Raw genomic sequence first — 24752 nt, 5'->3', positions numbered from 1 at the left:
GCCCGCTCGAAGGCGGGCCCGCTCGCGCCGGACCGCCCTATTTGAGGGTCTTCTCCCGCTCCCAGAAGCGCAGGTCGCGGCACGTCTCGATGAAGCGTTTCGCGTCTGCTGGCTTGGCGAGCGCCACGCAGCCGTCGTCCAGATCTGCGCCTATCCCGGCCTTTTCCATCAGAGGCTGCGCCGCGGCCGAAAAAGCGATGAACTTGCAGTGGGCGAAGGCGTCGGCGACGTAGTCGCGCGCCGCAGGCATCTTCCGGAGCTCAGCCGCGCCGGCCTCCGAGACCAGGATCGCCACCGCGTCGTAGAGCACCGAGGGACCTCCGTCGATCTTCTGCTGCGCCTCGATCCAGCTGCCGTCGCTGGCCTCGACGCCGCCGACCTGCGGCGCGATGAATTCGATCTGCGCGCCTTCCTTGTCCAGCGCCGCCTTGAGCGCGGTGACGAGGCCGATATCGACGCCGTCACTGAGCAGCACGCCTAGCTTGCGGCCCTTGAAGCTCTGCGGGCCGTTGGCGATGATCGACAGCTTCGGCGAGGGCTTGAGGCCGGTGACCGTCGGCCGCGCCGCGTCGGCTGCCTTGGGCATGGTCTTCAGCCGCAGTCCCTTGCCGACGGTTTCAGCCAGATCCGCGTCGACATTGAGCAGGTGCGCCACCATCCGTTCGCGGATCGCCAGCTTCTCGACCTTGGAGAGCTCGAAGATGAAGGCGTCGCCGATATGGCCTTGCTCGACCTCGGTCTGCGACAGGTAGAACTGCCGGGCCTGGCTGTAGTGGTCCGCGAAGGTCTCCGAGCGGTAGCGGCCCTTGGGCCCTTCCAACTCCTCCGGATGGCTCGCGAAGCCGGTCTCCGGATTTTCCCGCGGACCGCCTTCGGCGCCCCAGGAATTGGGTTCGTAATTGGCGCGTCCCTTGGGGTTGTGGAAGGCCATGTGGCCGTCCTGCTGGAAGTGGTGGAACGGGCAGCGCGGCGCGTTGACCGGCAGATGGTTGAAGTTGGTCGATCCCAGACGGCTCAACTGGGTGTCGAGATAGGAGAAGTTGCGGCCCTGCAGCAGCGGGTCATTGGTGAAATCGATGCCCGGCACGATGTTGCCGGTCTGGAACGCCACCTGTTCGGTCTCGGCGAAGAAATTGTCGACGCAGCGGTCGAGCACCATGCGGCCGACGATGCGGATCGGCACCTGTTCCTCGGGGATGATCTTGGTCGGATCGAGCACGTCGAACTCAAACTCGTCGGCGAATTTCTCGTCGAAGACCTGCAGGCCGAGCTCCCATTCCGGGAAATCGCCCGACTTGATGGCGGTCCAGAGATCGCGGCGGTGAAAATCGGGATCGGCGCCGTTGAGCTTGACCGCCTCGTTCCAGGCCACCGACTGCAGTCCCTGCTTGGGTTTCCAGTGGAACTTGACGAAGCTCGACTTCCCCTCGGCGTTGATCATGCGGAAGGTGTGGACGCCGAAGCCCTCCATGAAGCGGAACGAGCGCGGAATGGTGCGGTCGGACATGATCCACAACGCCATGTTCATCGATTCCGGCGTCAGCGAGATGAAGTCCCAGAAATTGTCGTGCGCGGTCTGCGCCTGCGGGAAGTCGCTGTCCGGTTCCGCCTTGGCGGCATGGATGAGGTCGGGAAACTTGATGGCGTCCTGGATGAAGAAGACCGGAATGTTGTTGCCGACCAGGTCCCAGTTGCCCTGCCGGGTGTAGAACTTGACGGCAAAGCCACGCACGTCGCGGGCGACATCGGCCGAGCCCTTGTTGCCGGCAACGGTGGAGAAGCGCACGAAAAGCTCCGTCTTTTCGTCCGGTCGCTGGAAGATGTCGGCGCGGGTGATGTCGGCGAGCGACTCATAGGTCTCGAAATAGCCGTGGGCGCCAAAGCCGCGGGCATGCACGACCCGCTCGGGGATGCGCTCATGGTCGAAATGGAAGATCTTCTCGCGGAAATGCTGGTCCTCGACGAGCGTCGGCCCCCGCTGGCCGCCGCGCAGCGAGTTCTGGTCGTCGGCCACCGGCGTGCCCACCTGGGTGGTCAGTGTCTCGATGTCGCCGGATGCGGTCTGGTGCGTTTCGCCTCCGGCGCCGCGCTGAAAGGTCTGGTCTCCCAGCGTGACTGACTTCGGGCGGTTGTCTTTCCTGCTCGCCATGACGCTCTCCATGTCCTGTAAGTTGCCGGACGGGCCGCCATCCGATCGCATGGCAGGGCCGTTGTCCCGGATTCAGAACGCTGCAATCAAGGGTAGGTTCCTGGAGGCGCTGAACAAACGGCCGCCAGCCGGCTTGGCATTCGAAGTCACGCCGGCGCCGACGCAACGCGAACAGGCGGCGATCGTCCTAGGCGTCGATCAGCCGCGCCTCCCATCGACCGTCGTGGACCGCTGCCGAGACCAGAGAAAGGATGAGATCGCGCATCGTCTCGATCGCATAGGTCGGGGGGCGGTCCGCGAGCTCGCAAATATAGAGCGTCCGAGACAATTGCGGCTCGATGATCGGCCGGTAGTGCACCGCGCCGCTCTCCAACTGGTCCTGCATGAACAGCTTTGTCCCGATGACGCAGCCCAGACCCGCCACGATCGAGCCGGCGATCGCCTGCACCGAGTTCAACTGCAGCTTGGCGCGGCCTTCGATCTTCTTGAGCAGGTTGACGTCCTCGATGATGGCCCGCGCGGATATGCCCTGCCGCAATAGGATGATCGGCAGCTCGAGCAGTTCATTGACCGTGATCGGATCGTCGCTGTGGCCGATGATCTCGGGCTTGCCGACACAAACCATCTGTTCCTCGAGCACCGGTCGCGTGCGCAGGACCGCGTCACTGGGCGGGTTGTAGACCAGCGCCAGGTCGACCTCGGAGGCCATCAGATGGGCCAGCGTCGAGCCGGACAGACTCTCGGCCAGCGCCAGCTGGACCCGCGGATAGTCCGTGAGCACCCGCGTTGCCAGCTCGACGCCGATGGCCTTGACCGCGGAATAGGCCATTCCGATCGAGACCAGGCCGGAGATTTCGCCGCCGCCGCCGCGGACATCGGCTTCGGCGGTGTTGACGGCTTTCAGGATCATCTTGGCGTGCCCATACAGCCGCTCGCCCGCGGCCGTGCGCTGCATGCCGCGCGGCTTGCGCACGAAAAGCGGCGTGCCAAGTTCGGCTTCCAGGTTGGCCAGGTGATGGCTCAGCGCCGACACGGCGACCCGCATGTGATCGGCTGCATGGGATAGCGATCCATGCTCGCAGATCGCCGCGAAATAGCGCAGTTGCCTCAGGTCCATGCTTTCTGATTCCCAGAATGATTGCTTATAAACATTGTAATATCCAGATCCCAGATTTCTGGCTAGTGTTCTCTCCGGAGGAATGCCTGAGATGATGCAAGCCGAAAAACCCCTCGCCGGTCTCCGGGTTGTCGAGATGAGCCACATGATCATGGGGCCCTCCTGCGGCATGTTTCTCGGCTTCCTCGGCGCCGAGGTGATCAAGGTCGAGCCGCCCGAAGGCGACAAGACACGGCATCTGACCGGCATGGGCCGGGGCTTCCATCCCACCTTCAACCGCGGCAAGAAATCGATCACGCTCGATCTGAAGACCGAGTCCGGCCGCGCCGCGCTCGACCGGCTGATGGCGACCGCCGACGTCTTTGTCGAGAACTTCCGCGACGAATCGCTTGCTGCCATGGGCTTTGCGCCCGAGGTGCTCAGGCAGAAATATCCGAGCCTTATCCTCGCGTCCTGCAAGGGCTTCCTGCATGGTCCCTACGAGAACCGCACGGCCATGGACGAGGTGGTGCAGATGATGACTGGCATGGCCTACATGACCGGGCCCACCGGCCGGCCGTTGCGCATCGGCTCCTCCGCCAACGACATCATGGGAGGCCTGTTCGGCGCATTCGGCGTGCTCGCGGCGCTGCTGCAGCGCCAGAAGGACGGCGAAGGCCACGTCGTCCGCGTCGGCCTGTTCGAGAACTGCCTGCTGCTGGTGGCCCAGCACATGGTGCAGTTCGACATCGAGGGCCGCGAGGCCCCGCCGATGCCCGAGCGGGAATTCTCCTGGGCGATCTACGACATTTTCGAGACGCGCGACGGTCGGCAGATCTTTCTCGGGGCCGTCACCGAGGGCCAGTGGATCACGCTGTGCAATCTTCTCGGTCTCGGCGATCTGCTGGCGCATCCCGCCCTGCAGACCCGCATGGATCAGATCAATTCCCGTCACTGGACCATCCCTCTGGTTGCCCAGGCGGTCGGGAAGATCGGGTATGCCAACCTGGCCGAGGCCTGCGAGGCCAAGGGAATACCGTTCTCACCCATAGCCCGGCCGGCCGAGATGTATGACGATCCGCATGTCAATCGCCCCGGCGGCCTGTTCAATTCCAGCCTGCCGGACGGGCAGACCTTCCGCGCCCCCGGCTTTCCATTTGAGATCGACGATCGGTCGATGGCCTCCGACGACATGGATATCGCGGCGACCGGGGCTCATACCGCCGCGGTGCTGGAGGCCCTGGGGATGAGCGCCGATCAGATCCGGTCGGCCAGCGGTCGCGGGGTGGAAAAGGTCGCATGAGCCGGATCGCGCCCATCTATCCCGCCGATCGAGTGACCTTGCGCGAGGTCGGACTTCGCGACGGACTGCAACTGGTCAAGACCTGGCCCGGCACCGGCGACAAGGCCGAATGGCTCAGGCGCGAACACGCAGCAGGCGTTCGCCATTTCGAGGTCGGCTCGTTCCTGCCGGCAGCCACATTCCCGCAGTTTTGCGACATCGAGGAGGTGATCGCCGCTCTGGCAGGGCTCGAAGGCGGCCATTCCGCCGCGCTGGCGCTCAACGAGCGCGGCGCCGCCGCAGCCTTCGCCAGCCAGGTTAACGAGATCGTCTGCGTGGTTTCCGCCACCGACGCGCACAGCCAGGCCAACATGCGCCGCTCCCGCGCCGAGGCCGTCGCGCTGGTCAGGCGCATCGTCGAGATGCGCGATGCGGCCGGGTCGGGCAAGATCATCAATGTCGGACTCGCCATGGCGCTCGGCTGCTCGATCTCGGGCGCGGTCGACCCGCAGGACGTCATCCGTCTTGCTGGTGAGTGTCTCGAGGCCGGCGCCGACATTGTCGGGATTGCCGATACGATCGGCTGCGCGGGTCCAAGACAGGTGGGGCATCTGGCGGCCGGGATGGAGCGTCTGTTCGGTGAGCGTCCTTTCATCGTGCACCTGCATGACACGCGCGGCATGGGCATCGCCAACGCCGCCGCCGCGCTCGATTCCGGGGCCCGCGTGCTGGACGCCTCGCTCGGCGGCCTCGGCGGCTGCCCCTTTGCGCCTGGCGCCACCGGCAACGTCGTCTTCGAGGATCTGGTCTATCTCTGCGAGACCAAGGGGTTTCCCACCGGCATCGATCTCGACGGACTTCGGCGGGCGCGTGAGATCGCGGAGACATCGATGCGGGGCGAGGCCTTCCACGGCGCGCTGGCCCGCGCCGGACCGCCGGGAAACATGCCCTGGCAGGCCCGGTTGTGAGGAGCGGATCTGCGCAAGAACGACAATGACTTTTCAACGGGAGGAATGACGTGAAAAAACTAGGATCCATCATCGCCGGCGTGGCGTTGGCCCTCGCGGCCAGCACCGCTGCCCATGCGGCAACAGCAATGCGCTGCAGCCACCAGCTGCCGCCGGGTCACCACATTTCCAAGGTCGTCGATCGCTGGGCTGCGGAGGTCGAGGCCGAGTCGGAGGGCGAACTCGATGTGCAGGTCTTCGGCGCCGACAGCCTCGTGGGTGCCAAGGAAAACATCGTCGCTGTCGCCAAGGGCGACATCGAATGCGCCTTCTCGCTGAATTTCCAGTGGGGCAAGACGCTGCCGATCATGAATGTCACCGTGGCGCCCTTCGCGTTCGGCGACCTGGAGATCTGGCGCAAATGGCCCGAGTCCGAGGCCGCGGCGTTCCTCTCGGAGAAACTGCTCGAAAAGGGCGTCCGCAATGTCGTCTGGATGTTCCAGACCAACACCTCGGTCTTCACCTCGAAAGGCAAGGCGCTGATCAAGCCCGAGGACTTCCAGGGCATCAAGATGCGCGGCCTGACTCCGCCATTCGACGCAGCCCTTGAAGCGCTCGGCGTCACCCCCTCGTCACTGCCCGGCTCTGAAGTCTACCAGGCGCTGGCAACGGGTGTCATCGATGCCGGCATCACCGATGTGGCGGCCGCCGTGTCGCGCAAATATTTCGAGGTGCAGGACCACTTCACCGTCGTTCCGGTGCTCAGCGCCTATCTGCACGGCTATGTGAATCCGTCTTGGTATGACGGACTGTCGGACAAGGCGAAGGCGGCGCTGGACGGCGCAGGCAAGAAGGCGGCGCAATGGGCGGTGGAAGCCTCGGCGGAAGCCGGCGCGGCGGGCCCCGAGCAGCTGCGCGAGAAGGGCGTCGAGGTGCATGTCGCCACGCCGGAAGAAAACAAGGCGCTCGCAGACATCATGCGTCCCGCCTTTGACAAGGCCTTCGGTGAGGCCGATCCGGACAGCCAGAAGCTGATCGACCTGATCGGCAAGATCTGAGCCCGGCGATGCGCCAGGATGAATCCCGTGCTGCGGAGGCGGCCGAGGCCGCCTCCCTTGCCGTTCGCTCCATCAACGCGCTGGTGCGGCTCGGCGGCGCGCTAGCGACGCTGATGATCCTTGGCGTCTTCTGCATTGTCGCCGTGGCCATTGTCAGGCGCTATTTCTTCAACGCGCCGCTGATGTGGGGCGACCAGTTCGTCGGCTATGTGCTGGTGGCCATCGTCATGCTGGGCGCGGCCGAAGCCTTCCGCAAGGGCGACCATATCGCCATCGACCTGCTCTCAAGCCGGTTCGGCCCGCACGCCGCGAGATGGCTCGACATCTTCGCCAGCCTCGCCGTGCTGGCTTTCGCCGTTGTGCTCGGCATGAGCACCTGGGGTTCTATCCGCTTCGCCTACGACTTTGGCTCCTATTCGATCGGTTACATCGAGATTGCCACCTGGGTGCCGCAATTGCCCATGCTTGCCGGCTCGGTGCTGCTCGGGCTCGCGGCAGTCGCCCGGCTTCTCGATCGCATCACAGGCGGCAAGCGCTCATGACCATCCTTCTCGTCTTTTCCGGCCTGCTCCTGATGCTGCTGAGCGGAATGCCGATCTTCGCGGCGCTCGGTCTCACGGCGACCGGCATCCTACTTCTCACCCAGGGAAGCATCTCGATCATTGCCGACACGGTATTCGCCCATCTCAACACGCCCATCCTGACCGCGATACCGCTCTTCGTGTTCATGGCGCAGGTGATGATCCGCGCCAAGGTGATCGACGACCTCTACGATTTCGCCAACGCCATCGTCGGCCATGTGCGCGGTGGGCTCGGCGTCGCCACCGTGCTCTCCTGCACCATCTTTGCCGCCATTTCCGGCTCCTCCGTGGCGACCGCGCTTTCCATCGGCTCCAGTTCGATCCCGCAGATGAAGCGCTTCGGCTACAGGGAGCGTGACGCGCTCGGCGTCATTGCCGCCGGCGGGACGCTCGGTATTCTCATTCCGCCGTCCGGGCCGATGATCCTCTACGCTATCGTCTCGGAGGTCTCCATCGGCGCCCTGTTCCTGGCCGGCATCATCCCGGGCCTGATCATGGCGGTTGCCTTCTCCGTCTTCTGCATCGTTCAGGCCCGCTTTCGCGCCGACGTGGCGTCGCCGGAATGGGTCGGCTGGAACAAGGCTGTGTCAGCTGCCCGCCGCTCCGTCTGGGCGCTCCTGGCGCCGCCGCTGGTGATGGGCGGCATCTATCTCGGCGTCTTCACCGCCTCCGAGGCCGCCGCCGCCGGCTCGGCCTATGCGCTCCTCGTGGCGGTGTTCGTCTACCGCAAATTCGGACTGCGCGATCTTTACGACTGCGCCTATGCCACCATGCGCACCTCGCTGATGGTGTTCATGATCATTGCCGGCGCTTCCATGTTTGGTCACGCGATCACCATCATCCGGCTGCCGGTTGGGGTCACGGAAGCGGTTGCCAGCTACGGGCTCGGCCCGCTCGGCTTCATCCTGGTGGTGATGGGGTTGATCTTCATCCTTGGCATGTTCCTCGAATCCATCGCGATCATCCTGATCACCACGCCGATCCTGCTACCGACCATGCTCCATCTCGGCATCAATCCGGTCTGGTACGGCGTGCTGCTGATGATCAATCTGGAACTGGCGATGATCACCCCGCCGGTGGGCATGAACCTGTTCGTCATCAAAGGGATTTCCAATGCGCCGCTCTCCGAGGTCGTGCGCGGCGCCAGTCCCTATGTGCTGTTGCTGATTGCCGGCCTGGGACTTCTGATCGCGGTGCCGCAACTCGCGACATGGCTACCCGACACTGCAGGATTCGGCCGTTAGCGCGCCGCTTCGGTGAGGGCGCTTCGCGCGGCAGAAAAGGATGGTTCAAAGCCCCGCAAGCGGGGCAATGCCCGAGCCCGAGGGCAGGTTCTCGCGGAAGAAGATGTCCATGCGGACCGCCGGCTGGGCGTGTAAGGCCGGGCCCCGGCCCCGCGCAGCACAGATCACGCTGACGGCCGTGGACAGGATGGTGTCGGGGTCGCTGTCGATGACCGCATCCATGGTGCCGTCGATGAGCAGCCGGCGCGTGTCGGCGGTGAGCCCGTGGCCGATGAACAGCACGTCCGCCGCCCGGCCGCGCTCGACCAGCGCCCGGGCTATGCCGTTGGAGGAGCCGCCGACATTGTAGATGCCGATCAGGTCGGGATGCTGCTCGAGCAGGGACATGGCGTGACGGTAGTTCTCGCCGGCATCATCATGGCCTTCGCGCACGCCGACGACGTGCAGGTCCGGATACATCTCATCGAGAAGCGCGAGAAAGCCCGCCTCGCGTTCGGAATGGGCGCGGTAGTTGCGCGATCCCGCCACCAGAGCCAGGCTGCCGCTGCTCCTGCGGCTGAAGCGGGCCAGCAGCATCGCCGCCGTCCGCCCGGCCGACTGATTGTCGAGCCCGACGAAGCCGGCGCGACCCGGATGCGGCAGGTCCGAGACGATGGTGACTACGCTGACGCCGGCGGCCGTTACCGTCTCCACCGCCTCCCGCACCTCCGGATGGTCGATGGCCATGAAGGCGATGCCGTCGGCCCAGCCGGCGTGGTGACGCAAGGCAGCCGCCAGGGCGCGGGCATTGAAACTCTCGATGAAGATGCAGCGGATGGAGGCGGCATCGCGCCCGTTCTGAGCCGCCCGCGCGCGAAGCTTGTCCCCCAGGAGCCGCAGATAGGGATTGGTCCCGGCCGGCAGCAGGAAGACGATGTTGGGCGGTCGCGGCGTGGCGATGTGCGCCGACTGCTCCGGGCTGAGAAATCCCAGCTCCAGCGCCGCCTTCAGCACCCGTTCGGTGGTGCGCTCCTTGACCCCCTTGCGGCGGTGCATCACCCGATCCACGGTCGCCAGCGAGACCCTGGCCCGTGCGGCGACATCGGTCATCTGCGGCGCGCGCTGCTCTGCAATCGGAGGGACAGACACATCAGAACCCATCATTTAATCGCGTTTGACGTGAGGAATATCCGTTTCTATCCTTCTGTCAAGCTTCGTGTTCGTGGGAGAAACGAAGTTTCTCGGGGTTCAATGAACCTCAAAACAGATCATGGGAGGCCATCATGAAGAACCCGAAATCGTCAATCCATTCAACACCGATGTCGCGTCGTTCGGCGCTCGTGATGGGCCTGGGCGCCGGCGCGCTGGCATTTCTGCCGCGCTCGGCTCGGGCGGCATCGCTGACGCTCCGTTACGGCCACAACAACGAGCCGGCCTCGGTGGCCGGAGCCCAGGCCGACTGGTTCGCCGAGGCGCTCGGCAAGGCATCGGGCGGCGACATCGCCGTCGAGGTGTTTCCGGCTTCGCAGCTGGGCAAGCTGCAGGAACTGGCCGAGGCCGTCTCGCTCGGTTCGATCGCCTTCTCGCACAACACCGCCGGCGGCATCGGCTCGCTCTATGCGCCTTTCGCGGCGCTTGACACACCCTATCTCTACCGCGACGTCGACCATCTGATGAAGGTCACCGACGTCAACTCGCCGGTGATGCAGGAGCTCAATGCGGGCCTGATCGCGGCTGCCAATGTGCGCGTCATCTACGCCCACTATTTCGGCCGCCGCAACCTGACCGCCAACAAGGCGGTCTACGCCCCGGCCGACCTTTCCGGCGTCAAGATCCGCGCCGTGCCGTTTCCGATCTACACCGCTGCCGTCGAGGGCATGGGCGCGGTTGCCGTGCCGGTCGACTGGTCGGAAGTGCCGACGGCCCTCGCCACCGGTGTCGTGGCCGGCCAGGAGAACCCGGTCAATGTGGTGCTCTCGGTCAAGCTCTACGAGGTGCAGTCGCACCTGATGCTCACCGGCCACATGTCCAATGCCGAAATGGTGGTCATGAACGAGGATGCCTGGCAGGCGCTCTCGGACGCGCAGAAGCAGGCCGTCACGACGGCGGCGGAAGAAACCCGCGCCAGGGCGACCAAGGCCATTCTCGACAAGGAGGAGTCCGAAACCCAGGCGCTCCGCGATCTCGGCATGACGGTCATCGGCGAGGCGGAAGGTCTCAAGCTGGAGGAGTTCCGCAGTTCGGTGAAGGCCGTCGTCGACGAGCGCTTCGGCGAGAAGTTCGGCGATCTCTACGCCAAGATCGCCGCCGTCGTCTGACACGCACAGCGGGAGGGATGGGGATGACCCGTCAGTGGAACAGCAGGGGCCGCGCCGTGATGGCGCGGCTGGCGGAGGCGGGGCTTTCCGCCGGCATCGGGCTTCTGGCCCTGATGGCGGTGCTGATCGTGCTCCAGGTCGTCGCCCGCAACATCTTCGATCTCGGCCTGCCCTGGGCCGATGAGCTCGCCCGCTTCTGCGGCATCGGCCTGGTGTTCCTGACGGTGCCGGCGCTGGTGCTGCGCCACCAGATGGTGGCGGTCACGCTGCTGCCCGATTCGCTCAACGCGCCCGCCCGCCGCGGGATCCATGTGGTGGCCGAACTCTCGACGATCGGCTTTGCCGGGCTGACGCTGTGGGGCTTCGCCGCCTTCCTGCCGCGGGCCGGCAAATTCCTCACCCCCGCCATGGGCATGCCCAACTGGGGCTACTACGCCCCGGCGCTCGTCGGCACGATCCTCCTCGTGCTCGCGGCCGTCTTCCGCATCCTGGACATCCTCCATGCGCCCGATGAAGCCGACAAGGGCATGATCCTATGAGCCTGATCCTTCTCGGCCTGTTCCTGGCGCTGCTGATGATCGGCGCCCCGGTGGCGGTGTCTCTCGGCCTGTCCTCTGCCATCGTCATCGTCGCCAACGGCCTGCCGGTCTCGGTGCTGGCGCAGCGGGCGCTCAACGCGCTCGATTCCTCGCCGCTGCTGGCCGTGCCGCTGTTCATCCTCGCCGCCAACCTGCTCAACGCCATGGGTGTGACCACCCATCTCTTCGATCTCGTCCGGCTGCTGCTCGGCCGGGTCCAGGGCGCCGTGGCGCAGGTGAGCGTTCTGGTCAGCCTGATCTTCTCGGGCATCTCCGGCGCGGCTCTCGCCGACATCGGCGCGCTTGGCGCGGTGCAGATCAACCAGATGAAGGCGCAGGGCTATCGCGAGGACTTCGCCGCCGGCCTCACCATCGCGGCGGCCACCATCGGCCCGATCTTCCCGCCCTCGATCCCGATCATCATCTATGCCAGCGTCGCCAATGTCTCGGCCGTCAAGCTGCTTGTGGCCGGCATCATCCCGGCGCTGCTCCTGACCGCGCTGCTGATGATCCAGGTGGCGATCATGGCTCGGATCAAGGGCCTGCCGCGCGACACGGTGCGCCCCACGGTCAAGGCCGTGACCGCCAAGTTCATCGTCTCGTTTCCGGCGCTGATGGCGCCGGTGCTGCTCATCGGCGGCCTGATGAGCGGCTATTTCGGCCCCACCGAAGTGGCCGGCGTCACCGTCGCCTATGCCTGCCTGATCGGGGTTTTCGTCTATCGGTCGCTGACCTGGGCCAAGACCGTCGCCTGCCTGCGCGAGACCGTCGAGGCAACCGCCAACATCCTGTTCATCGTCTCGGCCGCGGCTCTGTTTGCCTGGGTGCTCACGCTCGACCGGGTGCCGCTGATCGCCAGCGAACTGCTGCTCGGGCTGACCGACAATCCGTTCATGCTGCTGCTGCTGGTCAATGTCTTCCTGCTGATCGTCGGCATGGTGCTCGAATCCATCGCCGCCATCCTGATCATCGCGCCGATCATCGCCCCCGCTCTGGCGCTCGCCGGCGTCGATCCGCTGCAGCTCGGCATCGTCTTCGTGCTCAACCTGATGATCGGGCTTCTGACCCCGCCGGTCGGCATGAGCCTGTTCATGGTTTCCATCGTCACCAAGATCCCGGTGCCGGTGGTGGTCCGCGGCGTGCTGCCCTTCCTGGCGCCGCTGCTTCTCGCGCTGATCGTTGTCTCGGCCGTCCCGGCCCTTTCAACCTGGCTTCCCAATTATCTCGTAAAGTGAGGCAGACATGAGCAGGTTTCTCGGACCGATCCGGCAATTGGGCTATGTGGTCGACGACATCGAAGCGGGCATGGACCACTGGGGCCGCGTCATGGGCGTCGGTCCCTGGTTCTACAATCCGCGCGTCCCAATCGAGGATTACCGCTACGACGGCGAGAGCCACGAGGTGCACAATTCCGTGGCGCTGGCCAATTCCGGCTACATCCAGGTCGAGCTGATCCAGACCCGCAACGACGCGCCGTCGATGTACCGGGACTTCATGCGCGCCGGCAACCGCGGCCTGCAGCATGTCGCCTACTGGACCGAGAGCTTCGACGCCGACCTGGCCCGCATGCTTGCCGAGGGCTTCACCGAGAAGATGAGCGGTTGTGTCGGCAGGAACGGCCGGTTCACCTATTTTGCCCAGGAGGCCCATCCCGGCACCGTCATCGAGCTCTCCGAGGTTCTGGGACCGAAGGGGCGGATGTTCGATCTCATCCGCTCGGCCTCCGAGAACTGGGACGGCAGCGAGCCGCTGCGCCCGTTCCCCGACCTGTCGAAGATCTGAGTCCGTCATGAGCGAGAACCGCATCGAGGCCACCTATCTGCTCGAAACGCCGATGGAACCGGCACGCATCGCCGCGGTGATGGCGGGCGAGCAATCGAGCGGCACCTTCGTCCGCGTCGCCGGCGAAACCGATGAGCTGCGCGCCCGCGCGGCAGCCGAGGTGCTCGAGGTGACCGAACTGGGGCCGGTGGACGAGCCGAGCCTGGAAAGCGCCTATCTCGAGCGCAAGGCGGTCTTCGGCCCCTACCGCCGGGCGCGGATCCGCATCGCCTTTCCCGTTGCCAATATCGGTCGCAACCTGCCGACCCTGGCTGCGACGGTGTCCGGCAATCTCTATGACATCGGCGAGGTGACCGGGCTCAAGCTCATGTCGCTGTCCATGCCGCAGAGCTATCGCGCCCGCTATGCGGCCCCGGCGCTCGGGGTTTCCGGCACGCGCGACAGTCTCGGGGTCGAGAACCGTCCCCTGTTCGGCACCATCATCAAGCCCAATGTCGGCATGCGTGCCGTCGAGATCGCCGATCTGGTCGAGACGCTGTGCGAGGCCGGCGTCGACTTCATCAAGGATGACGAGGTCTGCGCCAATCCGGATCATGCGCCGATCGCCGAGCGGGTGCCGGCGGTGATGGCGCGGATCCGCGCCTATCGCGACCGCACTGGCCGTGACGTGATGATGGCCTTCAACATCACCGACGAGACCGACGCCATGCGCCGCCATGCCGATCTGGTTGCCGCCGAGGGCGGCTCCTGTGTCATGGCCAGCCTCAACTGGTGCGGCCTTTCCGGCATCGAGAGCCTGCGCGCCCACACCGGGCTCGCCCTGCACGGACACCGCAACGGCTTTGGCGCCATGTCGCGCCATCCTCTGCTCGGCATCGCCTTTGACGCCTACCAGGCCATGTACCGTCTTGCGGGCGTCGACCACATGCATGTCCACGGCATCGGCGGCAAGTTCGTCGATGCCGCCGACGAGGTCGAGGCGGCGGCGCGCCGCTGTCTCATGCCGCTTGCCGCCGATGCGACCGGCGCCGACGACCGGGTGATGCCGGCCTTCTCCTCCGGGCAGTGGGCCGGCACCCTGCCGCGCACCTTCGAGGCGGTCGGCAGTCCGGATTTCCTGTTCATGGCCGGCGGCGGCATTCTGGCCCATCCCGATGGTCCCGGCGCCGGCGTGCGCAGCCTGCGCCAGGCCTGGGAGGCGGTCTCCTCCGGCATCTCACTGCGCGACTTCCATGCCCCCGAGCTGGACGCCGCCCTCGATTTCTTCGGCGCCTGATGCGCCCGGCCGGCAAGCGATCCTTCTGCGTCTTCGTCGGGGATGATTTCACCGGCGCCTCCGACACGCTCGCCGCCTGGGCCACGGCAGGGGCGCGAGTCAGGCTGTTTCTCGATCCGGCGGCAGCCGCCCGGTCCGGCGCGGGTCTCGACATCGTCGGCATCGCCACCGGCCTGCGCGGATTGTCGGCTCGCCGCATCGGAGCGGAGATGGAGGACATCGCGGCCAGCCTCTCGGGACTCGACCCCGCATTCGTCCATTACAAGGTCTGCTCGACCTTCGACAGCAGCCCCGACACTGGCTCGATCGGCACGGCGGTGCGCGCGCTCGAGGCGGCGTTCGATCCTGCCCTGACCCTGGTTGTCGGCGGCCAGCCGTCGCTCGGGCGCTACTGCCTGTTCGGCCATCTGTTCGCCCGCGCCGCCGACGGCGAGGTGCATCGCATCGATCGCCACCCGGTGATGCGCCGCCATCCGGTGACGCCGATGGCCGAATCCGATCTGTCGCTGCATCTCGGTGCCCAGGGGCTCGATGGGATCCGCAAGCTGGACATGACGCTTCTGGCCCGCGGCCCGGAGGCGCTCGCCGCCCCGCTTCGGGCCGGCATCGAAGGCGCCGGGGGGCGGTTCCTGCTCGACGCGGCGACGCCGGCCGACCTCGCCTGCATCGGCGCCGCGCTCGGCGCGCTTGCGGCGAGCCGTCCCATCCTCGTCATCGGCGCCAGCGGCGTGGTCGAGGCGCTGTCTGCCATCGCGCCGGCGCCGGGTGCCACCGCGCCGGCCGCATCGCCTGCGCCGTCCGGCGCCTGCCTCGTCGTCGCCGGCAGCCAGTCTTCGGTGACGGAAGCCCAGGTGGCGAACGCAAGGTCTTTCGCCAGAGAGCCGTTGCCGCCCGAGATCATGCACGACGCCGAAGCGCTGGCGCGGCTCGTCGGAAATGTCTGCACGCGGCTCCGGCAGGGCCAGGCGGTGCTGGTCCATACCCTGCCGGGCGCCCGGTACCGGCTCGACGCTGCCGGGCTGACCGCCGCACTCGTCGACCTTGTCGCGTCGGTGGCGGCGCAGGTCGGCATCGCCAGGCTTGGCGTCGCCGGCGGCGACACGTCCAGCGCCATCTGCCAGCGCCTCGGCTTTTCCAGCATCGGTTTCGGGTCCGACATCGACCCCGGCGTCAGCCTGTGCAGCGGCACCCATGCCGACCCTCGCCTCGACGGCATGGAACTGATGCTCAAGGGCGGACAGATGGGCGGCGTCGATCTCTTTGACCGCTTCGCGGCCCTCTGACGCCGGTCAGGCCGATCGCTGTCGACCGAGAAAGTCGCTCAACACCGCGTGGTAGGCCTCCGGCTCCTCGTAGAACGGCATGTGCGAGGAGTTCGGGAACACCTTGATTTCGGCATGCGCCATGTGCTGCTTCATTCTGAGCGCGCAGGCGGGTGTGATCTCGTCGTGCTGGCCGCAGAGGATGAGTGTCGGCGCCTTGATCAGGTGCAGGTCCGGCACCCGGTTCCAGTCCTTCAGATTGCCGGTGTAGAGAAACTCGTTCGGTCCCTGCATGGTGCCGTAGGGACCCATGTTCCAGTCGCCGAGCGAGCGGTTGACCGGCGCCGGCCACTCGGACAGCCGGCAGACATGCCGGTAGTTGAGCAGGCTGACGGCGGCGGCGTATTCGGGATGGGCGTAGGACCCTTCGGCTTCGTGGCGCAGCATCATCGCCACGGTTTCCGGGCCCAGTGCCGCGCGCAGCCGCTGGAGCTCGCAGACCAGATGCGGCATGTCGGCGTTGGTGTCGGCCAGGACCAGGCTCTTCAATGCCTGCTGATGGGTCAGCGCATACTCGATCCCGAGCCAGCCGCCCCAGGAATGGCCGAGCAGATGCACGCGGCCGAGGCCGAGCGCCTGGCGCACGGCTTCCGTTTCCCCGACATAGCGCGCGATCGTCCATAACGCCGGATCATCCGGGCGGTCGGACGCGCCCGTCCCGAGCTGGTCGAACGCCACCACCCGATAGCCCTGGTCGATGAAGCAGGAATGCGCCTCGCGCAGATAATCGCAGGGCAGTCCGGGACCGCCGTTGAGACACAAGAGGGTGTCGGTCGCCGCCGGGTCGCCAAAGTCATAGACCGAGACCTGGCCGCCGCTCACATCGACGCGATGACTCCTGTCGGCTTCGATCTCACGCCACATCCGCCGTTCTCCCGTTTTCGCCTGCAGATCGCGGCGCCGGTGCCGCTTCCTTTGCCCCCGGCTCATATGAAGGTCGGGTCGCGCCGCCGGGCTCGCCGTCACCGGGAAGGCCACCCCCGCCACGCAAGCCAGATAGGCGATCGGACGCGGCCCGGAAATCCACCGAAAGGTGGTCACGGCCACGATAGTGCCGCTCATGCGTTCCCGCTTGACACGCACCCCGCATCGCGCACTAATTGTCGCGGGAGGTCGAGTATCGGAGCGTGGCCATGCCTTTCGCGGAAGTGAACAAGCGCGGTTTTGTCGATCAGACCTTTCAGCTTCTGGCAGGAACACTGGGCGCCAGCCGTCTCGCATTCTACTCCGTCGACGAATCCGACAATCTCTACAATTTCGTCTGCCGGCGCATGCCGTCGGAATTCCTCAAGGCCTATATAAGGGAAATGCACGCCTTCGATCCGCTGCATGTCCGCCATGCCGCGCACAAGCCGGACACCGTGGTGCGGATGGACTATGCCGATCGCTATGCGCCGCCCGGCAGCGTCGGCATCTACCGTGACTTCCTCGGCGCCTTCGAAGTGCGCAACACCATCGATCTTCTGTTTCGCCGTGACGAGCGCATCTATGCCGGTATCTCCGTGATGTGGACGCGCGACGATGACACTCCGACCAGCGACGTCTTCGACCTGGCCGAGAAGCTGCACGGCTATATCGATTACAATCTCCGCGGCCAGTTCCGGGAATCCAAGCCCGAAGCCCGGCGCGCGGCCATGGCGACGCTGCACCTGACTCCGCGCGAGGCCGAGGTGGCGGAACTGCTCTGCTGCGGCCGGACCAACGCCGACATCGCCGATTTCCTGCAGATCGGCGTTTCGACGGTGAAGACACACCTCATCCACATCTTCGACAAGACCGGCGTCGAAAACCGCTCCGGCTTCGTCTCGCGGGTGATGCAGCTGAGCTGACTGCTCTGCGTCGACGCGATTCTCCGCATCCCGCCTCAATTCCTTGTCGGGCAGGCTCTGCCCGCCGATGGCCAAACCCTGCCGGCCTTCCCGCCAACGGGCGCCTCCCGCACTGCAGCATCAACCATTCGGTGGATGGACTTGGGTGCGAATTGGTCAAACACTGGGCGAATTCAAGTTCTGCTTGAAATATGGGCAAAGACATGCCCGTGCACCGCCGATCCGAGGAGGAAGCTGCTCCATGCTGACGACCGTAGAGAAGAACCAGGCCGCGATGGCCGCCGCCGGCGCCGCTCATCCGCTTGATCCGCTGTCGGCGGAGGAAATCGTCGCGGTCGCTTCCATTGTCCGCGCCGCCTACGATTTCGGGGCCGAGCTGCTGTTCGAGACCATCGAACTCTGCGAGCCGGCCAAGGACGTCGTTCGCGGCTTCGTTGCCGGCATGCAGATCGAACGGACCGCCCGTTTCAACGCCTACAGGCGCGGGGCCACGGGCGTCTGGCGCGGCAAGGTATCTCTCACGGAAGGCGCCATCACCACGGTCGACTTCCTGGCCGATGTCCGCCAGATGATATCGCCCGAAGAGTTCTTTATGATCGAGGACGCGGCCAAGGCGGATCCGCGCTTCATTGCCGCCATCGAGCGTCGCGGCATCACCGACATGAGCCTCGTCTGCGTCGATCCGTGGACGGCGGGGAACTTCGGCATCGAGGGCGAGGAAAACAGGCGGCTGGCCCACACCTTCGTGTGGATGCGGATGTTCAAGCTCGACAATTACTACGCCCATCCGGTCGAGGGCCTCAACGTCGTCGTCGACATCGACACCATGGAGGTGCTTCGGGTCGACGACCATTCGGCCGCGGGCGGGATCGACGTTCCCATCCCGCAGACCCCGATCAACTACGATTCCTCCATCCTTACCGACTTCCGCGCGCCCCTCAAGCCGCTCGACGTGGTCCAGCGCGAGGGACCGAGCTTCACGCTCGACGGCAATCTGCTGACTTGGGACAACTGGGATCTGCGCATCGGCTTCAACGGCCGCGAAGGCCTCGTGCTCTACCGCCTGGGCTACACCGTCGGCGGCGACCGCCGCCCGGTCGGCTACCGGCTGTCGATGTCGGAAATGGTGGTTCCCTATGGAACGCCGGAGGGCGTGCACTACCGCAAGAACGTCTTCGACTCCGGCGAATACGGCTTCGGCAAGCTGGTCAACTCGCTGGCGCTGGGCTGCGACTGTCTCGGCCACATCCAGTACATGGATGTCGTCCTGCCGGACATGATGGGCAATCCGCGCGTCATCCCGAGCGGCATCTGCATCCACGAGGAGGACGCGGGCCTTGCCTGGAAGCATTTCGACTTCCGCTCCGAGCGCACCGAGACCCGTCGCACCCGCCGGCTGGTGGTCTCATCGATCACCACCGTCGGCAATTACGAATACTGCTGCTACTGGTACCTCTACCAGGACGGCCGCATCGAATTCGAGATGAAGGCCACCGGCATCATCAACACGGTGGCCTGCTTTCCCGGATCCGACCAGAAATACGGCACCGAGGTGGCCCCCGGCGTGGTCGGCTACAACCACCAGCACGTTTTCTGCATGCGCCTCGACATGGAAATCGACGGACCCAACAACACGGTGATCGAATGCGACACCATCGCCCCGGCCATGGGACCCGGCAACCCGATGGGCAACGCCTTCTATGTCGAACAGACGCCGCTTTCCAGCGAACTCAAGGCGCGGCGCAAGGTCGATTTCGAGAAGTCGCGCTATTGGAAGATCGTCAATCCGGACAGGAAGAACTGGGTCGGCAAGCCGACCGGCTACAAGATCGACACCCCCTCGGCAATCCAGCCCTATATCGACCCACAGGGCCCGTCCGGGGCCCGGTCCGGCTTCATCTACAACCACATCTGGGTCACGCCCTACGATCCCGAGGAGCGCTATCCGGCCGGCGAATTCGTCAACCACTCGGCGCCCGGCGACGGTCTGCCGAAGTGGACGGCCCGGGACCGGCCGACTGAAAACACCGACATTGTCGTCTGGCACTCGTTCGGCCTGCATCACATCCCGCGTGTCGAGGACCACCCGGTGCAGCCCTGCGTGTTCTGCGGCTTCACGCTGATGCCGCTCAACTTCTTCGACGGCAATCCGCTGATCAACCTGCCGCCCGAGACAAACATGGCAAGCAGGTCGCACGGCAAGGACGCGGGCTCGTGCTGCGCAGGCGACTGACCTGAACCCGGCAGCCGGCGCCGGACTCCGGACCCGGTGCCCACCCGTTGACGCAATCGGAAGGGAGTTTCCAATGAAGCGCAAAAACCTCTTGCAGTCGTTTAACCAGTCCCGCCGCGAATTCCTCAGGACCACGGCCATGCTGTCGGCCGGTGTCGCCGCTTCCGGGCTGTTGTCCTCCGCAGCCTATGCCGCCCGCGAGAAGGAAATGAACATCTATTGCTGGGAAGGCTACAATTCCGACAAGGTGCTCGATCCCTTCCGCCGCGAGTTCGATTGCGAGGTCAAGGCGCAGGGCCTGATCTCCGACCCGGAGGCGGTCAACCAGTTGCGCGCCGGCGACACCAAGGTCTGGGACATCATCAATCTCAACAATGCCTGGGGCCGCAAGCAGCTCTATCCCGAGGGTCTGATCAAGCCGCTCGACAAGGCCAAGTTCGAGCCGCTCTGGGACATGATGATCCCCGAATTCAAGTGGCCCTACAAATGGGCGATGTCGGACGACGGCGAGAACCTGCTCGGCATGATCCAGCGCTACGGCCCCTCCGGCGTGCTGGTCAACACCGACAAGGTCTCCGCCGCCACCCTGGAGGATGAGGGCTACGACCTGTTTCTGGCCGACGACTTCAAGGGCAGGTATGCCGTGCTGATGTATGACGACTGGGTGGTCATGCATGTGGCGATCGCCGCCGGCTTCAGCCCGTTCCGGGCGGTGACCGACGAGGAACTGGCGAAATACGAAGTGCTCATGCGCAAGTTGATCAACAACGCCGCCTTCCTGTCCGACGACATGAACGCCATTGCGCTCGGCATGATCAACGGCTCGATCGACGGCTCGTTCCCCGGCAGCGTCTACACGGTCTCCGCCGCCCGCCTCGACGGCAATCCGAATCTGCGTTGCGTTGTTCCCAACAAGGGACCGGAGGAACTGGGCGGCAGGGCCGGCGTGCGCTGGATGGAGCTGACCTCGCTGGTCAACAATCCGCAGTTGTCGCCGCGCGGCGAGGACTTCCTGCAATATTGCTACCGTCCGGAGACCTGCAAGAACGTCTCGTTTGCCGAGGGCACCTACAACCCGGTCGGCCAGATGGGTGACCCGCGGGTGATGGCGCTGTTCAGCGCCGAGGAGCTCGACGCCTTCCAGTACGACACGCTGGAAGCCGACATGAACAAGTGCACCGACTTCGACATCATCCCGGACTACACCAGGCTGCACGATATCTTCTCGGCGGCGGTGCGCGAAAAGGCCTGACCGTTCGATCGGGGCGGGGGTGTACGGACCCTGCCGCCCCGACCTCCAACCCAGACCAGCAGGAAGTCGCCATGATCGTCGAGACCGCTGCCGCAACCGAATCCGCAGCCAGGACGGGAGATCCGATCCTGAGGCTCAAGGCGGTCGACAAGTTCTTCGGCGATTTCGCCGCCGTCGACCGCGTCAGTCTCGACATCCACGAGGGCGAGTTCTTCACGATCGTCGGCCCCTCCGGCAGCGGCAAGACCACCATGGTGCGCATGCTCGTCGGCATGGACAAGCCCACCAACGGCGACATCCTGCTGCGGGGCGAGCGCATCAACGACGTACCGGCCAACCGCCGGCCCACCTGCATGGTGTTCCAGTCGCTGGCGCTGTTTCCGCACCGCACGGTCGGGCAGAACATCGAGTTTCCCCTCAAGATTCGCGGCGTCGCGCCCGCAGAACGCAAGGCGCGCGCGCTCGAGCTGATGGCGCAACTCAGGCTGCCGGACAGTTATTACGGCAAGGGCGTTCTGCAGTGCTCCGGCGGCGAGCGCCAGCGCGTGGCGCTCGCCCGCGCGCTCGCCTTCGATCCCGACATCCTGTTCTTCGACGAGCCGCTCTCTGCGCTCGATTACAAGCTGCGCAAGCTGCTCGAGAAGGAGTTGAAGGACATCCACCGCGAGACCGGCAAGACCTTTGTCTACATCACCCATTCGCTGGAGGAGGCGATGGTGATGTCCGACCGGATCGGAGTGATGAACAAGGGCCGCTTCGTCCAGATCGGCACGCCCAACCAGATCTACGCCAACCCGGTCAACCGCTTCGTCTCCGAGTTCATGGGCGAGGTCAACGTCGTTGATGTCGAGCGCGGTGCCGCGGGCAGCCTCGTCGACAGGCTCACCGGCGCGGCCTACCAGTCGCCCGCCGGGGACTCCGAGTTCCGGGAGGCCGCGCTGGTTGTCCGCCCAGAGGATATCCGCTTTCTCGACCATCCAGATGATGCTGCGGACAACAAGCTGACCGGCACCATCTACAACGATTACCTGCTCGGCTCGCGGGTGCAGTATCAGGTCCGGGTCGGCAGCTCCCAGATCTTCCTGGTGGAGAAACTGCGCGAGCAGCAGCTGGATGTGGCGCGCGGCGCAACGGTCACCATCGCCTGGGACACCCGGCAATCCATGTTGTTTGCGACCCCGAGCTTCACCCAGTCGATGGTGGCGAGATGAACAAGCTGTCGAGGAGCGCCGACTGGATCGACCAGGCCGAACCGCGAAAGCCGCGGAAGGTGTCGCGTCTCGACCGGCTCAGAGATGCGGTCCGCAATCCCGGCTTCGTCGCGGCGGTTCCCATCAGCCTGCTGTTCATCGCGGGCTTCCTGGCGCCGCTGACGGTGGTGGTGCTCTTCGCCTTCATGCCGCCGGAAACCTTCTCGCTCCTGCAGGTGCCGACGCTCGACAACTTTCGCTCGATCTTCGCGGGCACCTACTATCTCTCATTCGTATCGTCGCTGGAGCTTGCCACCTGCACTGTCGTCATCCTGCTGGTGGTCTGCTATCCGCTGGCCGTCGCGATGGTGCGCATCTTCGGAAACAAGGGCAGCATCCTTGCCATCGTGCTGGCCGCGCCGCTGTTCGTGGCCGACAATCTGCGGCTGATGGGCTGGATGCTGTTTCTCGTCAAGGGCGGCGTGGTCTCGGGCACCTTGCAGACCTATTTCGGCATCGAGCTGGATTCCATGCTCTACACCTTCTCGGCGACGCTGTTCGGGCTGGTCTACATCTATCTGCCCTTCATGCTGTTTCCGATGGTTCTCGGCGTCTCCATGGTGCCGCCGAAGCTTCGCGAGGCCGCCTTCGACCTCGGCGCCACCAACGCGCAGGTCCTGCGCGAGATCGACATTCCTCTCGCCATGCCCGGCATCATCATCGGGGCGCTGATCTGCTTCATTCTGGTGGCCGGCGCCATCACCGAGGCGAAGGTGCTGGGCGGAACTGCAGTGGTGATGATCGCCCAGGACATCCAGAAGGAATTCACCTTCGCCCAGAACTGGCCTAAGGGCTCGGCTCTGTCGGTGCTGCTGATCGCCATGGGTGGAGCGCTGTCCTGGGCGCTGTTCAAGCGGGTCGATCTCGACACCATCTTCGGGCGCAAATGAAGCGGGGGCACGATCATGGATGACGTGAGCAGGACGGCGAAATGGATCTACGGGAGCGCAATCGGCCTGCTGATCGCATTCATGTATCTGCCGATGCTGACGGTGGCGCTGGCCTCGTTCTCCCGGTCGCGCTACTTCAAGTTCCCGATCCCGGACTGGTCGACCGAGTGGTACGCCAAGGTCTACGAGTCGCTCTCGATCCGCGAGCTGTTCTCGACCTCGCTCGTCGTCGCCATCACCGTCGGCGTCGTCGCCACCGTCATAGCCTTCTTCGGGGCGCTCGCCTTTGCCCGCTATGACTGGGCCGGCCGCCGCATCTACCAGAAGCTGATCCTGCTGCCGATCCTGTTTCCGCAGGCGGTCCTGGGTCTGGCGCTGCTCTTGTGGTTCACCGCGCTGGGGATCACGCCGACCTGGCAGGCGACCGTGTTTGCCCATCTCGTCTGGATCGCGCCGATTGCCACATTGGTCATCTCCATCCAGGTCTATGCCTTCGATCCGGCCGTCGAGGAGGCGGCCTTCGATCTCGGCGCGACGCGCTGGCAGGTGATGAGGGAAGTCACGCTGCCGCTGCTGGCGCCGGGCATCTTCTCGGGCTTCACCTTCTCCTTCCTGCTGTCCTGGGCAAATTTTCCGCTGTCGCTGTTCTCGTCCGGAGCGGATTCGACGATTCCGGAATGGATCAGCGCCAAGATCCAGTCGGGCTACACGCCGCAGGTGCCGGCGGTCGGCACGCTCACCATGGCGGCGGCGGCGATCGTCATGGCATTGGGCTACGCCGCCTTCAGCCTGATGGCCTGGCGCAAGTCGAGGCTTGAAGCGGTCTGACCTGCTGGCTGCCAGCCGCACCTCGCCGTGGCCGGTAGGTCCGAGCCAGGGTCAGATGCCGGCCATGGCCTCAAGCGATTCCGGCAGGACCTGGCCGCCGTCGACAATCAGCGTCTGCCCGGTCACATATCCCGCTTCGTCGGAGGCGAAGAACGCCGCCGCATGGCCGATGTCGCTGACGCTACCCAGCCGCCCGAGCGGAATCGATGCCGCCATGGTGGCGAGATAATCGGCGCCGAGATCCCCGAGGCCTTCGGTCACGATGTTGCCCGGCAGCACCGCGTTGATGGTGGTGTTGTAGCGGGCGAGCTCCATGGCGGCGGTGCGCAAGAAACCCAGCTGGCCGGCCTTCGAAGCGCCGTAATGCGACCAGCCGGGAAAGCCGGTGACCGGCCCGGTGATCGACGAGGTCAGCACCACGCGGCCCCGGCCTGCGGTCTCGAAGGCGGGGATGCAGGCCTTGACGCAGAGAAAGGCGCTTCTGAGATTGGTCGCCATCACCGCGTCCCAGTCCTCGGGCTCCATGTCGATGATCTTCTTCGCCGGGAAGACGCCGGCATTGGCGCACAGGATGTCGACGCCGCCGTAGGCCGCCACGGTGGCCTCGACCATGGCCCGGACGTCATCCCAGTCCGCCATGTCGCCGAGGTACAGCTCCGCCGCGCCGCCCGCGTCGCGGATCTCTCCCACCGCCTGCTCGGCTGCCTCGCGGCCGCGCGCCACCACCATCAGCCGCGCGCCGTGCTCGGCGAGCACCTGCGCGATGCCCTTGCCGATGCCCTTGGATCCGCCGGTGACGATGGCGACCTTGCCTGTGATCGATGACCGCATGAACACCCCCGTGATGGGGAAGCTTAA

22 protein-coding genes are annotated in these 24752 nt (G+C 65.4%); 17 read left to right on the top strand and 5 right to left on the bottom strand.

Annotated elements, in window-relative coordinates; translation table 11 throughout:
• Positions 1 to 37: 37 nt before the first annotated feature.
• Together katE and DFR52_RS13740 are read right to left on the bottom strand one after the other, a co-directional pair.
• A complete protein-coding gene (katE, locus tag DFR52_RS13745; protein ID WP_245415337.1) occupies positions 38 to 2149 on the bottom strand; it encodes a catalase in 2112 nt (703 codons plus the stop codon).
• A 187-nt stretch (positions 2150 to 2336) separates the two neighbouring features.
• Positions 2337 to 3266 carry a LysR family transcriptional regulator gene (locus DFR52_RS13740; protein ID WP_110032528.1) on the bottom strand — a complete coding sequence of 310 codons (930 nt, stop codon included), beginning with the start codon at positions 3264 to 3266 and terminating at the stop codon, positions 2337 to 2339.
• A gap of 91 nt (positions 3267 to 3357) precedes the next feature.
• Between DFR52_RS13740 and DFR52_RS13735 the strand changes: the two genes are divergently transcribed.
• From DFR52_RS13735 to DFR52_RS13715, 5 genes are read left to right on the top strand one after another with little or no spacing between them, the layout of a single operon-like run.
• Positions 3358 to 4548 (top strand): CaiB/BaiF CoA transferase family protein, encoded by a 1191-nt coding sequence (locus DFR52_RS13735; protein WP_210205834.1) that lies wholly within the window; start codon positions 3358 to 3360, stop codon positions 4546 to 4548.
• Positions 4545 to 5495, top strand: a complete 951-nt coding sequence (locus DFR52_RS13730) for a hydroxymethylglutaryl-CoA lyase (protein ID WP_110032527.1) — start codon at positions 4545 to 4547, stop codon at positions 5493 to 5495. Before DFR52_RS13735 ends, DFR52_RS13730 begins: the two co-directional genes overlap by 4 nt.
• A 50-nt stretch (positions 5496 to 5545) precedes the next feature.
• On the top strand, positions 5546 to 6532 hold the full coding sequence (gene dctP / locus DFR52_RS13725) for a TRAP transporter substrate-binding protein DctP (protein WP_245415336.1): 987 nt from the start codon (positions 5546 to 5548) through the stop codon (positions 6530 to 6532).
• An 8-nt stretch (positions 6533 to 6540) separates the two neighbouring features.
• Positions 6541 to 7074, top strand: coding sequence for a TRAP transporter small permease (locus DFR52_RS13720; protein WP_110032525.1), 534 nt, complete (start codon positions 6541 to 6543; stop codon positions 7072 to 7074).
• Entirely contained in the window at positions 7071 to 8357 is a 1287-nt protein-coding gene (locus DFR52_RS13715; protein WP_110032524.1) for a TRAP transporter large permease, read from the top strand. The genes DFR52_RS13720 and DFR52_RS13715 overlap by 4 nt, the downstream gene beginning before the upstream one ends.
• Before the next feature lie 45 nt (positions 8358 to 8402).
• Here DFR52_RS13715 and DFR52_RS13710 read toward each other — a convergent pair whose 3' ends face one another.
• Positions 8403 to 9446 carry a LacI family DNA-binding transcriptional regulator gene (locus DFR52_RS13710; RefSeq protein WP_110032867.1) on the bottom strand — a complete coding sequence of 348 codons (1044 nt, stop codon included), beginning with the start codon at positions 9444 to 9446 and terminating at the stop codon, positions 8403 to 8405.
• A gap of 173 nt (positions 9447 to 9619) precedes the next feature.
• Here DFR52_RS13710 and DFR52_RS13705 point away from each other — a divergent pair, with 173 nt between their 5' ends.
• Genes DFR52_RS13705 through DFR52_RS13680 form a run of 6 tightly spaced genes read left to right on the top strand, consistent with a single transcriptional unit; the run spans position 9620 to position 15573 of the window.
• Positions 9620 to 10654, top strand: coding sequence for a TRAP transporter substrate-binding protein (locus tag DFR52_RS13705; RefSeq protein WP_245415335.1), 1035 nt, complete (start codon positions 9620 to 9622; stop codon positions 10652 to 10654).
• A gap of 23 nt (positions 10655 to 10677) precedes the next feature.
• Positions 10678 to 11193, top strand: coding sequence for a TRAP transporter small permease (locus DFR52_RS13700; RefSeq protein ID WP_170132268.1), 516 nt, complete (start codon positions 10678 to 10680; stop codon positions 11191 to 11193).
• Positions 11190 to 12467: a TRAP transporter large permease gene (locus DFR52_RS13695; protein WP_110032521.1), complete on the top strand. Its 1278-nt coding sequence runs from the start codon at positions 11190 to 11192 to the stop codon at positions 12465 to 12467. The genes DFR52_RS13700 and DFR52_RS13695 overlap by 4 nt, the downstream gene beginning before the upstream one ends.
• A 7-nt stretch (positions 12468 to 12474) precedes the next feature.
• On the top strand, positions 12475 to 13014 hold the full coding sequence (locus DFR52_RS13690) for a VOC family protein (protein ID WP_110032520.1): 540 nt from the start codon (positions 12475 to 12477) through the stop codon (positions 13012 to 13014).
• A gap of 7 nt (positions 13015 to 13021) precedes the next feature.
• A complete protein-coding gene (locus DFR52_RS13685; RefSeq protein ID WP_110032519.1) occupies positions 13022 to 14290 on the top strand; it encodes a ribulose-bisphosphate carboxylase large subunit family protein in 1269 nt (422 codons plus the stop codon).
• Positions 14290 to 15573, top strand: a complete 1284-nt coding sequence (locus tag DFR52_RS13680) for a four-carbon acid sugar kinase family protein (RefSeq protein WP_110032518.1) — start codon at positions 14290 to 14292, stop codon at positions 15571 to 15573. The genes DFR52_RS13685 and DFR52_RS13680 overlap by 1 nt, the downstream gene beginning before the upstream one ends.
• A 6-nt stretch (positions 15574 to 15579) precedes the next feature.
• Here DFR52_RS13680 and DFR52_RS13675 read toward each other — a convergent pair whose 3' ends face one another.
• Complete coding sequence (locus DFR52_RS13675; RefSeq protein ID WP_110032517.1) at positions 15580 to 16476, bottom strand: proline iminopeptidase-family hydrolase; 897 nt, start codon at positions 16474 to 16476, stop codon at positions 15580 to 15582.
• Positions 16477 to 16745: 269 nt separating this feature from the next.
• On the opposite strand from DFR52_RS13675, the gene DFR52_RS13670 reads away from it, so the two are divergent.
• From DFR52_RS13670 to DFR52_RS13645, 6 genes are all read left to right on the top strand, one after another.
• A complete protein-coding gene (locus tag DFR52_RS13670) occupies positions 16746 to 17441 on the top strand; it encodes a response regulator transcription factor (RefSeq protein ID WP_110032516.1) in 696 nt (231 codons plus the stop codon).
• 241 nt (positions 17442 to 17682) lie between these two features.
• On the top strand, positions 17683 to 19674 hold the full coding sequence (locus DFR52_RS13665; protein ID WP_110032515.1) for a primary-amine oxidase: 1992 nt from the start codon (positions 17683 to 17685) through the stop codon (positions 19672 to 19674).
• Between the two features lie 73 nt (positions 19675 to 19747).
• On the top strand, positions 19748 to 20926 hold the full coding sequence (locus DFR52_RS13660) for an ABC transporter substrate-binding protein (RefSeq protein WP_245415334.1): 1179 nt from the start codon (positions 19748 to 19750) through the stop codon (positions 20924 to 20926).
• A 71-nt stretch (positions 20927 to 20997) separates the two neighbouring features.
• Positions 20998 to 22137 carry an ABC transporter ATP-binding protein gene (locus tag DFR52_RS13655; RefSeq protein WP_110032514.1) on the top strand — a complete coding sequence of 380 codons (1140 nt, stop codon included), beginning with the start codon at positions 20998 to 21000 and terminating at the stop codon, positions 22135 to 22137.
• The gene (locus tag DFR52_RS13650; RefSeq protein WP_110032513.1) at positions 22134 to 23066 is read left to right on the top strand and encodes an ABC transporter permease; all 933 of its coding nucleotides are present in this window, start codon (positions 22134 to 22136) and stop codon (positions 23064 to 23066) included. The genes DFR52_RS13655 and DFR52_RS13650 overlap by 4 nt, the downstream gene beginning before the upstream one ends.
• A gap of 15 nt (positions 23067 to 23081) precedes the next feature.
• The gene (locus tag DFR52_RS13645) at positions 23082 to 23894 is read left to right on the top strand and encodes an ABC transporter permease (RefSeq protein WP_110032512.1); all 813 of its coding nucleotides are present in this window, start codon (positions 23082 to 23084) and stop codon (positions 23892 to 23894) included.
• Between the two features lie 51 nt (positions 23895 to 23945).
• Here DFR52_RS13645 and fabG read toward each other — a convergent pair whose 3' ends face one another.
• Complete coding sequence (gene fabG / locus DFR52_RS13640; protein WP_110032865.1) at positions 23946 to 24725, bottom strand: 3-oxoacyl-ACP reductase FabG; 780 nt, start codon at positions 24723 to 24725, stop codon at positions 23946 to 23948.
• Between the last annotated feature and the right edge of the window lie 27 nt (positions 24726 to 24752).

The sequence above is a fragment of the Hoeflea marina genome (genome assembly GCF_003182275.1).
Taxonomy (GTDB): domain Bacteria; phylum Pseudomonadota; class Alphaproteobacteria; order Rhizobiales; family Rhizobiaceae; genus Hoeflea; species Hoeflea marina.
The sequence above is the reverse complement of the archived record's forward strand: the minus strand, read 5'-3'. Positions and strand labels throughout refer to the sequence as shown.

Coding starts and splice junctions, on each gene's coding strand:
- katE (WP_245415337.1), bottom strand. CDS start 2,149: ATGGCGAGCAGGAAAGACAACCGCCCGAAGTCAGTCACGCTGGGAGAC.
- DFR52_RS13740 (WP_110032528.1), bottom strand. CDS start 3,266: ATGGACCTGAGGCAACTGCGCTATTTCGCGGCGATCTGCGAGCATGGA.
- DFR52_RS13735 (WP_210205834.1), top strand. CDS start 3,358: ATGATGCAAGCCGAAAAACCCCTCGCCGGTCTCCGGGTTGTCGAGATG.
- DFR52_RS13730 (WP_110032527.1), top strand. CDS start 4,545: ATGAGCCGGATCGCGCCCATCTATCCCGCCGATCGAGTGACCTTGCGC.
- DFR52_RS13720 (WP_110032525.1), top strand. CDS start 6,541: ATGCGCCAGGATGAATCCCGTGCTGCGGAGGCGGCCGAGGCCGCCTCC.
- DFR52_RS13715 (WP_110032524.1), top strand. CDS start 7,071: ATGACCATCCTTCTCGTCTTTTCCGGCCTGCTCCTGATGCTGCTGAGC.
- DFR52_RS13710 (WP_110032867.1), bottom strand. CDS start 9,446: ATGACCGATGTCGCCGCACGGGCCAGGGTCTCGCTGGCGACCGTGGAT.
- DFR52_RS13705 (WP_245415335.1), top strand. CDS start 9,620: ATGAAGAACCCGAAATCGTCAATCCATTCAACACCGATGTCGCGTCGT.
- DFR52_RS13700 (WP_170132268.1), top strand. CDS start 10,678: ATGACCCGTCAGTGGAACAGCAGGGGCCGCGCCGTGATGGCGCGGCTG.
- DFR52_RS13695 (WP_110032521.1), top strand. CDS start 11,190: ATGAGCCTGATCCTTCTCGGCCTGTTCCTGGCGCTGCTGATGATCGGC.
- DFR52_RS13690 (WP_110032520.1), top strand. CDS start 12,475: ATGAGCAGGTTTCTCGGACCGATCCGGCAATTGGGCTATGTGGTCGAC.
- DFR52_RS13685 (WP_110032519.1), top strand. CDS start 13,022: ATGAGCGAGAACCGCATCGAGGCCACCTATCTGCTCGAAACGCCGATG.
- DFR52_RS13680 (WP_110032518.1), top strand. CDS start 14,290: ATGCGCCCGGCCGGCAAGCGATCCTTCTGCGTCTTCGTCGGGGATGAT.
- DFR52_RS13675 (WP_110032517.1), bottom strand. CDS start 16,476: ATGTGGCGTGAGATCGAAGCCGACAGGAGTCATCGCGTCGATGTGAGC.
- DFR52_RS13670 (WP_110032516.1), top strand. CDS start 16,746: ATGCCTTTCGCGGAAGTGAACAAGCGCGGTTTTGTCGATCAGACCTTT.
- DFR52_RS13665 (WP_110032515.1), top strand. CDS start 17,683: ATGCTGACGACCGTAGAGAAGAACCAGGCCGCGATGGCCGCCGCCGGC.
- DFR52_RS13660 (WP_245415334.1), top strand. CDS start 19,748: ATGAAGCGCAAAAACCTCTTGCAGTCGTTTAACCAGTCCCGCCGCGAA.
- DFR52_RS13655 (WP_110032514.1), top strand. CDS start 20,998: ATGATCGTCGAGACCGCTGCCGCAACCGAATCCGCAGCCAGGACGGGA.
- DFR52_RS13650 (WP_110032513.1), top strand. CDS start 22,134: ATGAACAAGCTGTCGAGGAGCGCCGACTGGATCGACCAGGCCGAACCG.
- DFR52_RS13645 (WP_110032512.1), top strand. CDS start 23,082: ATGGATGACGTGAGCAGGACGGCGAAATGGATCTACGGGAGCGCAATC.
- fabG (WP_110032865.1), bottom strand. CDS start 24,725: ATGCGGTCATCGATCACAGGCAAGGTCGCCATCGTCACCGGCGGATCC.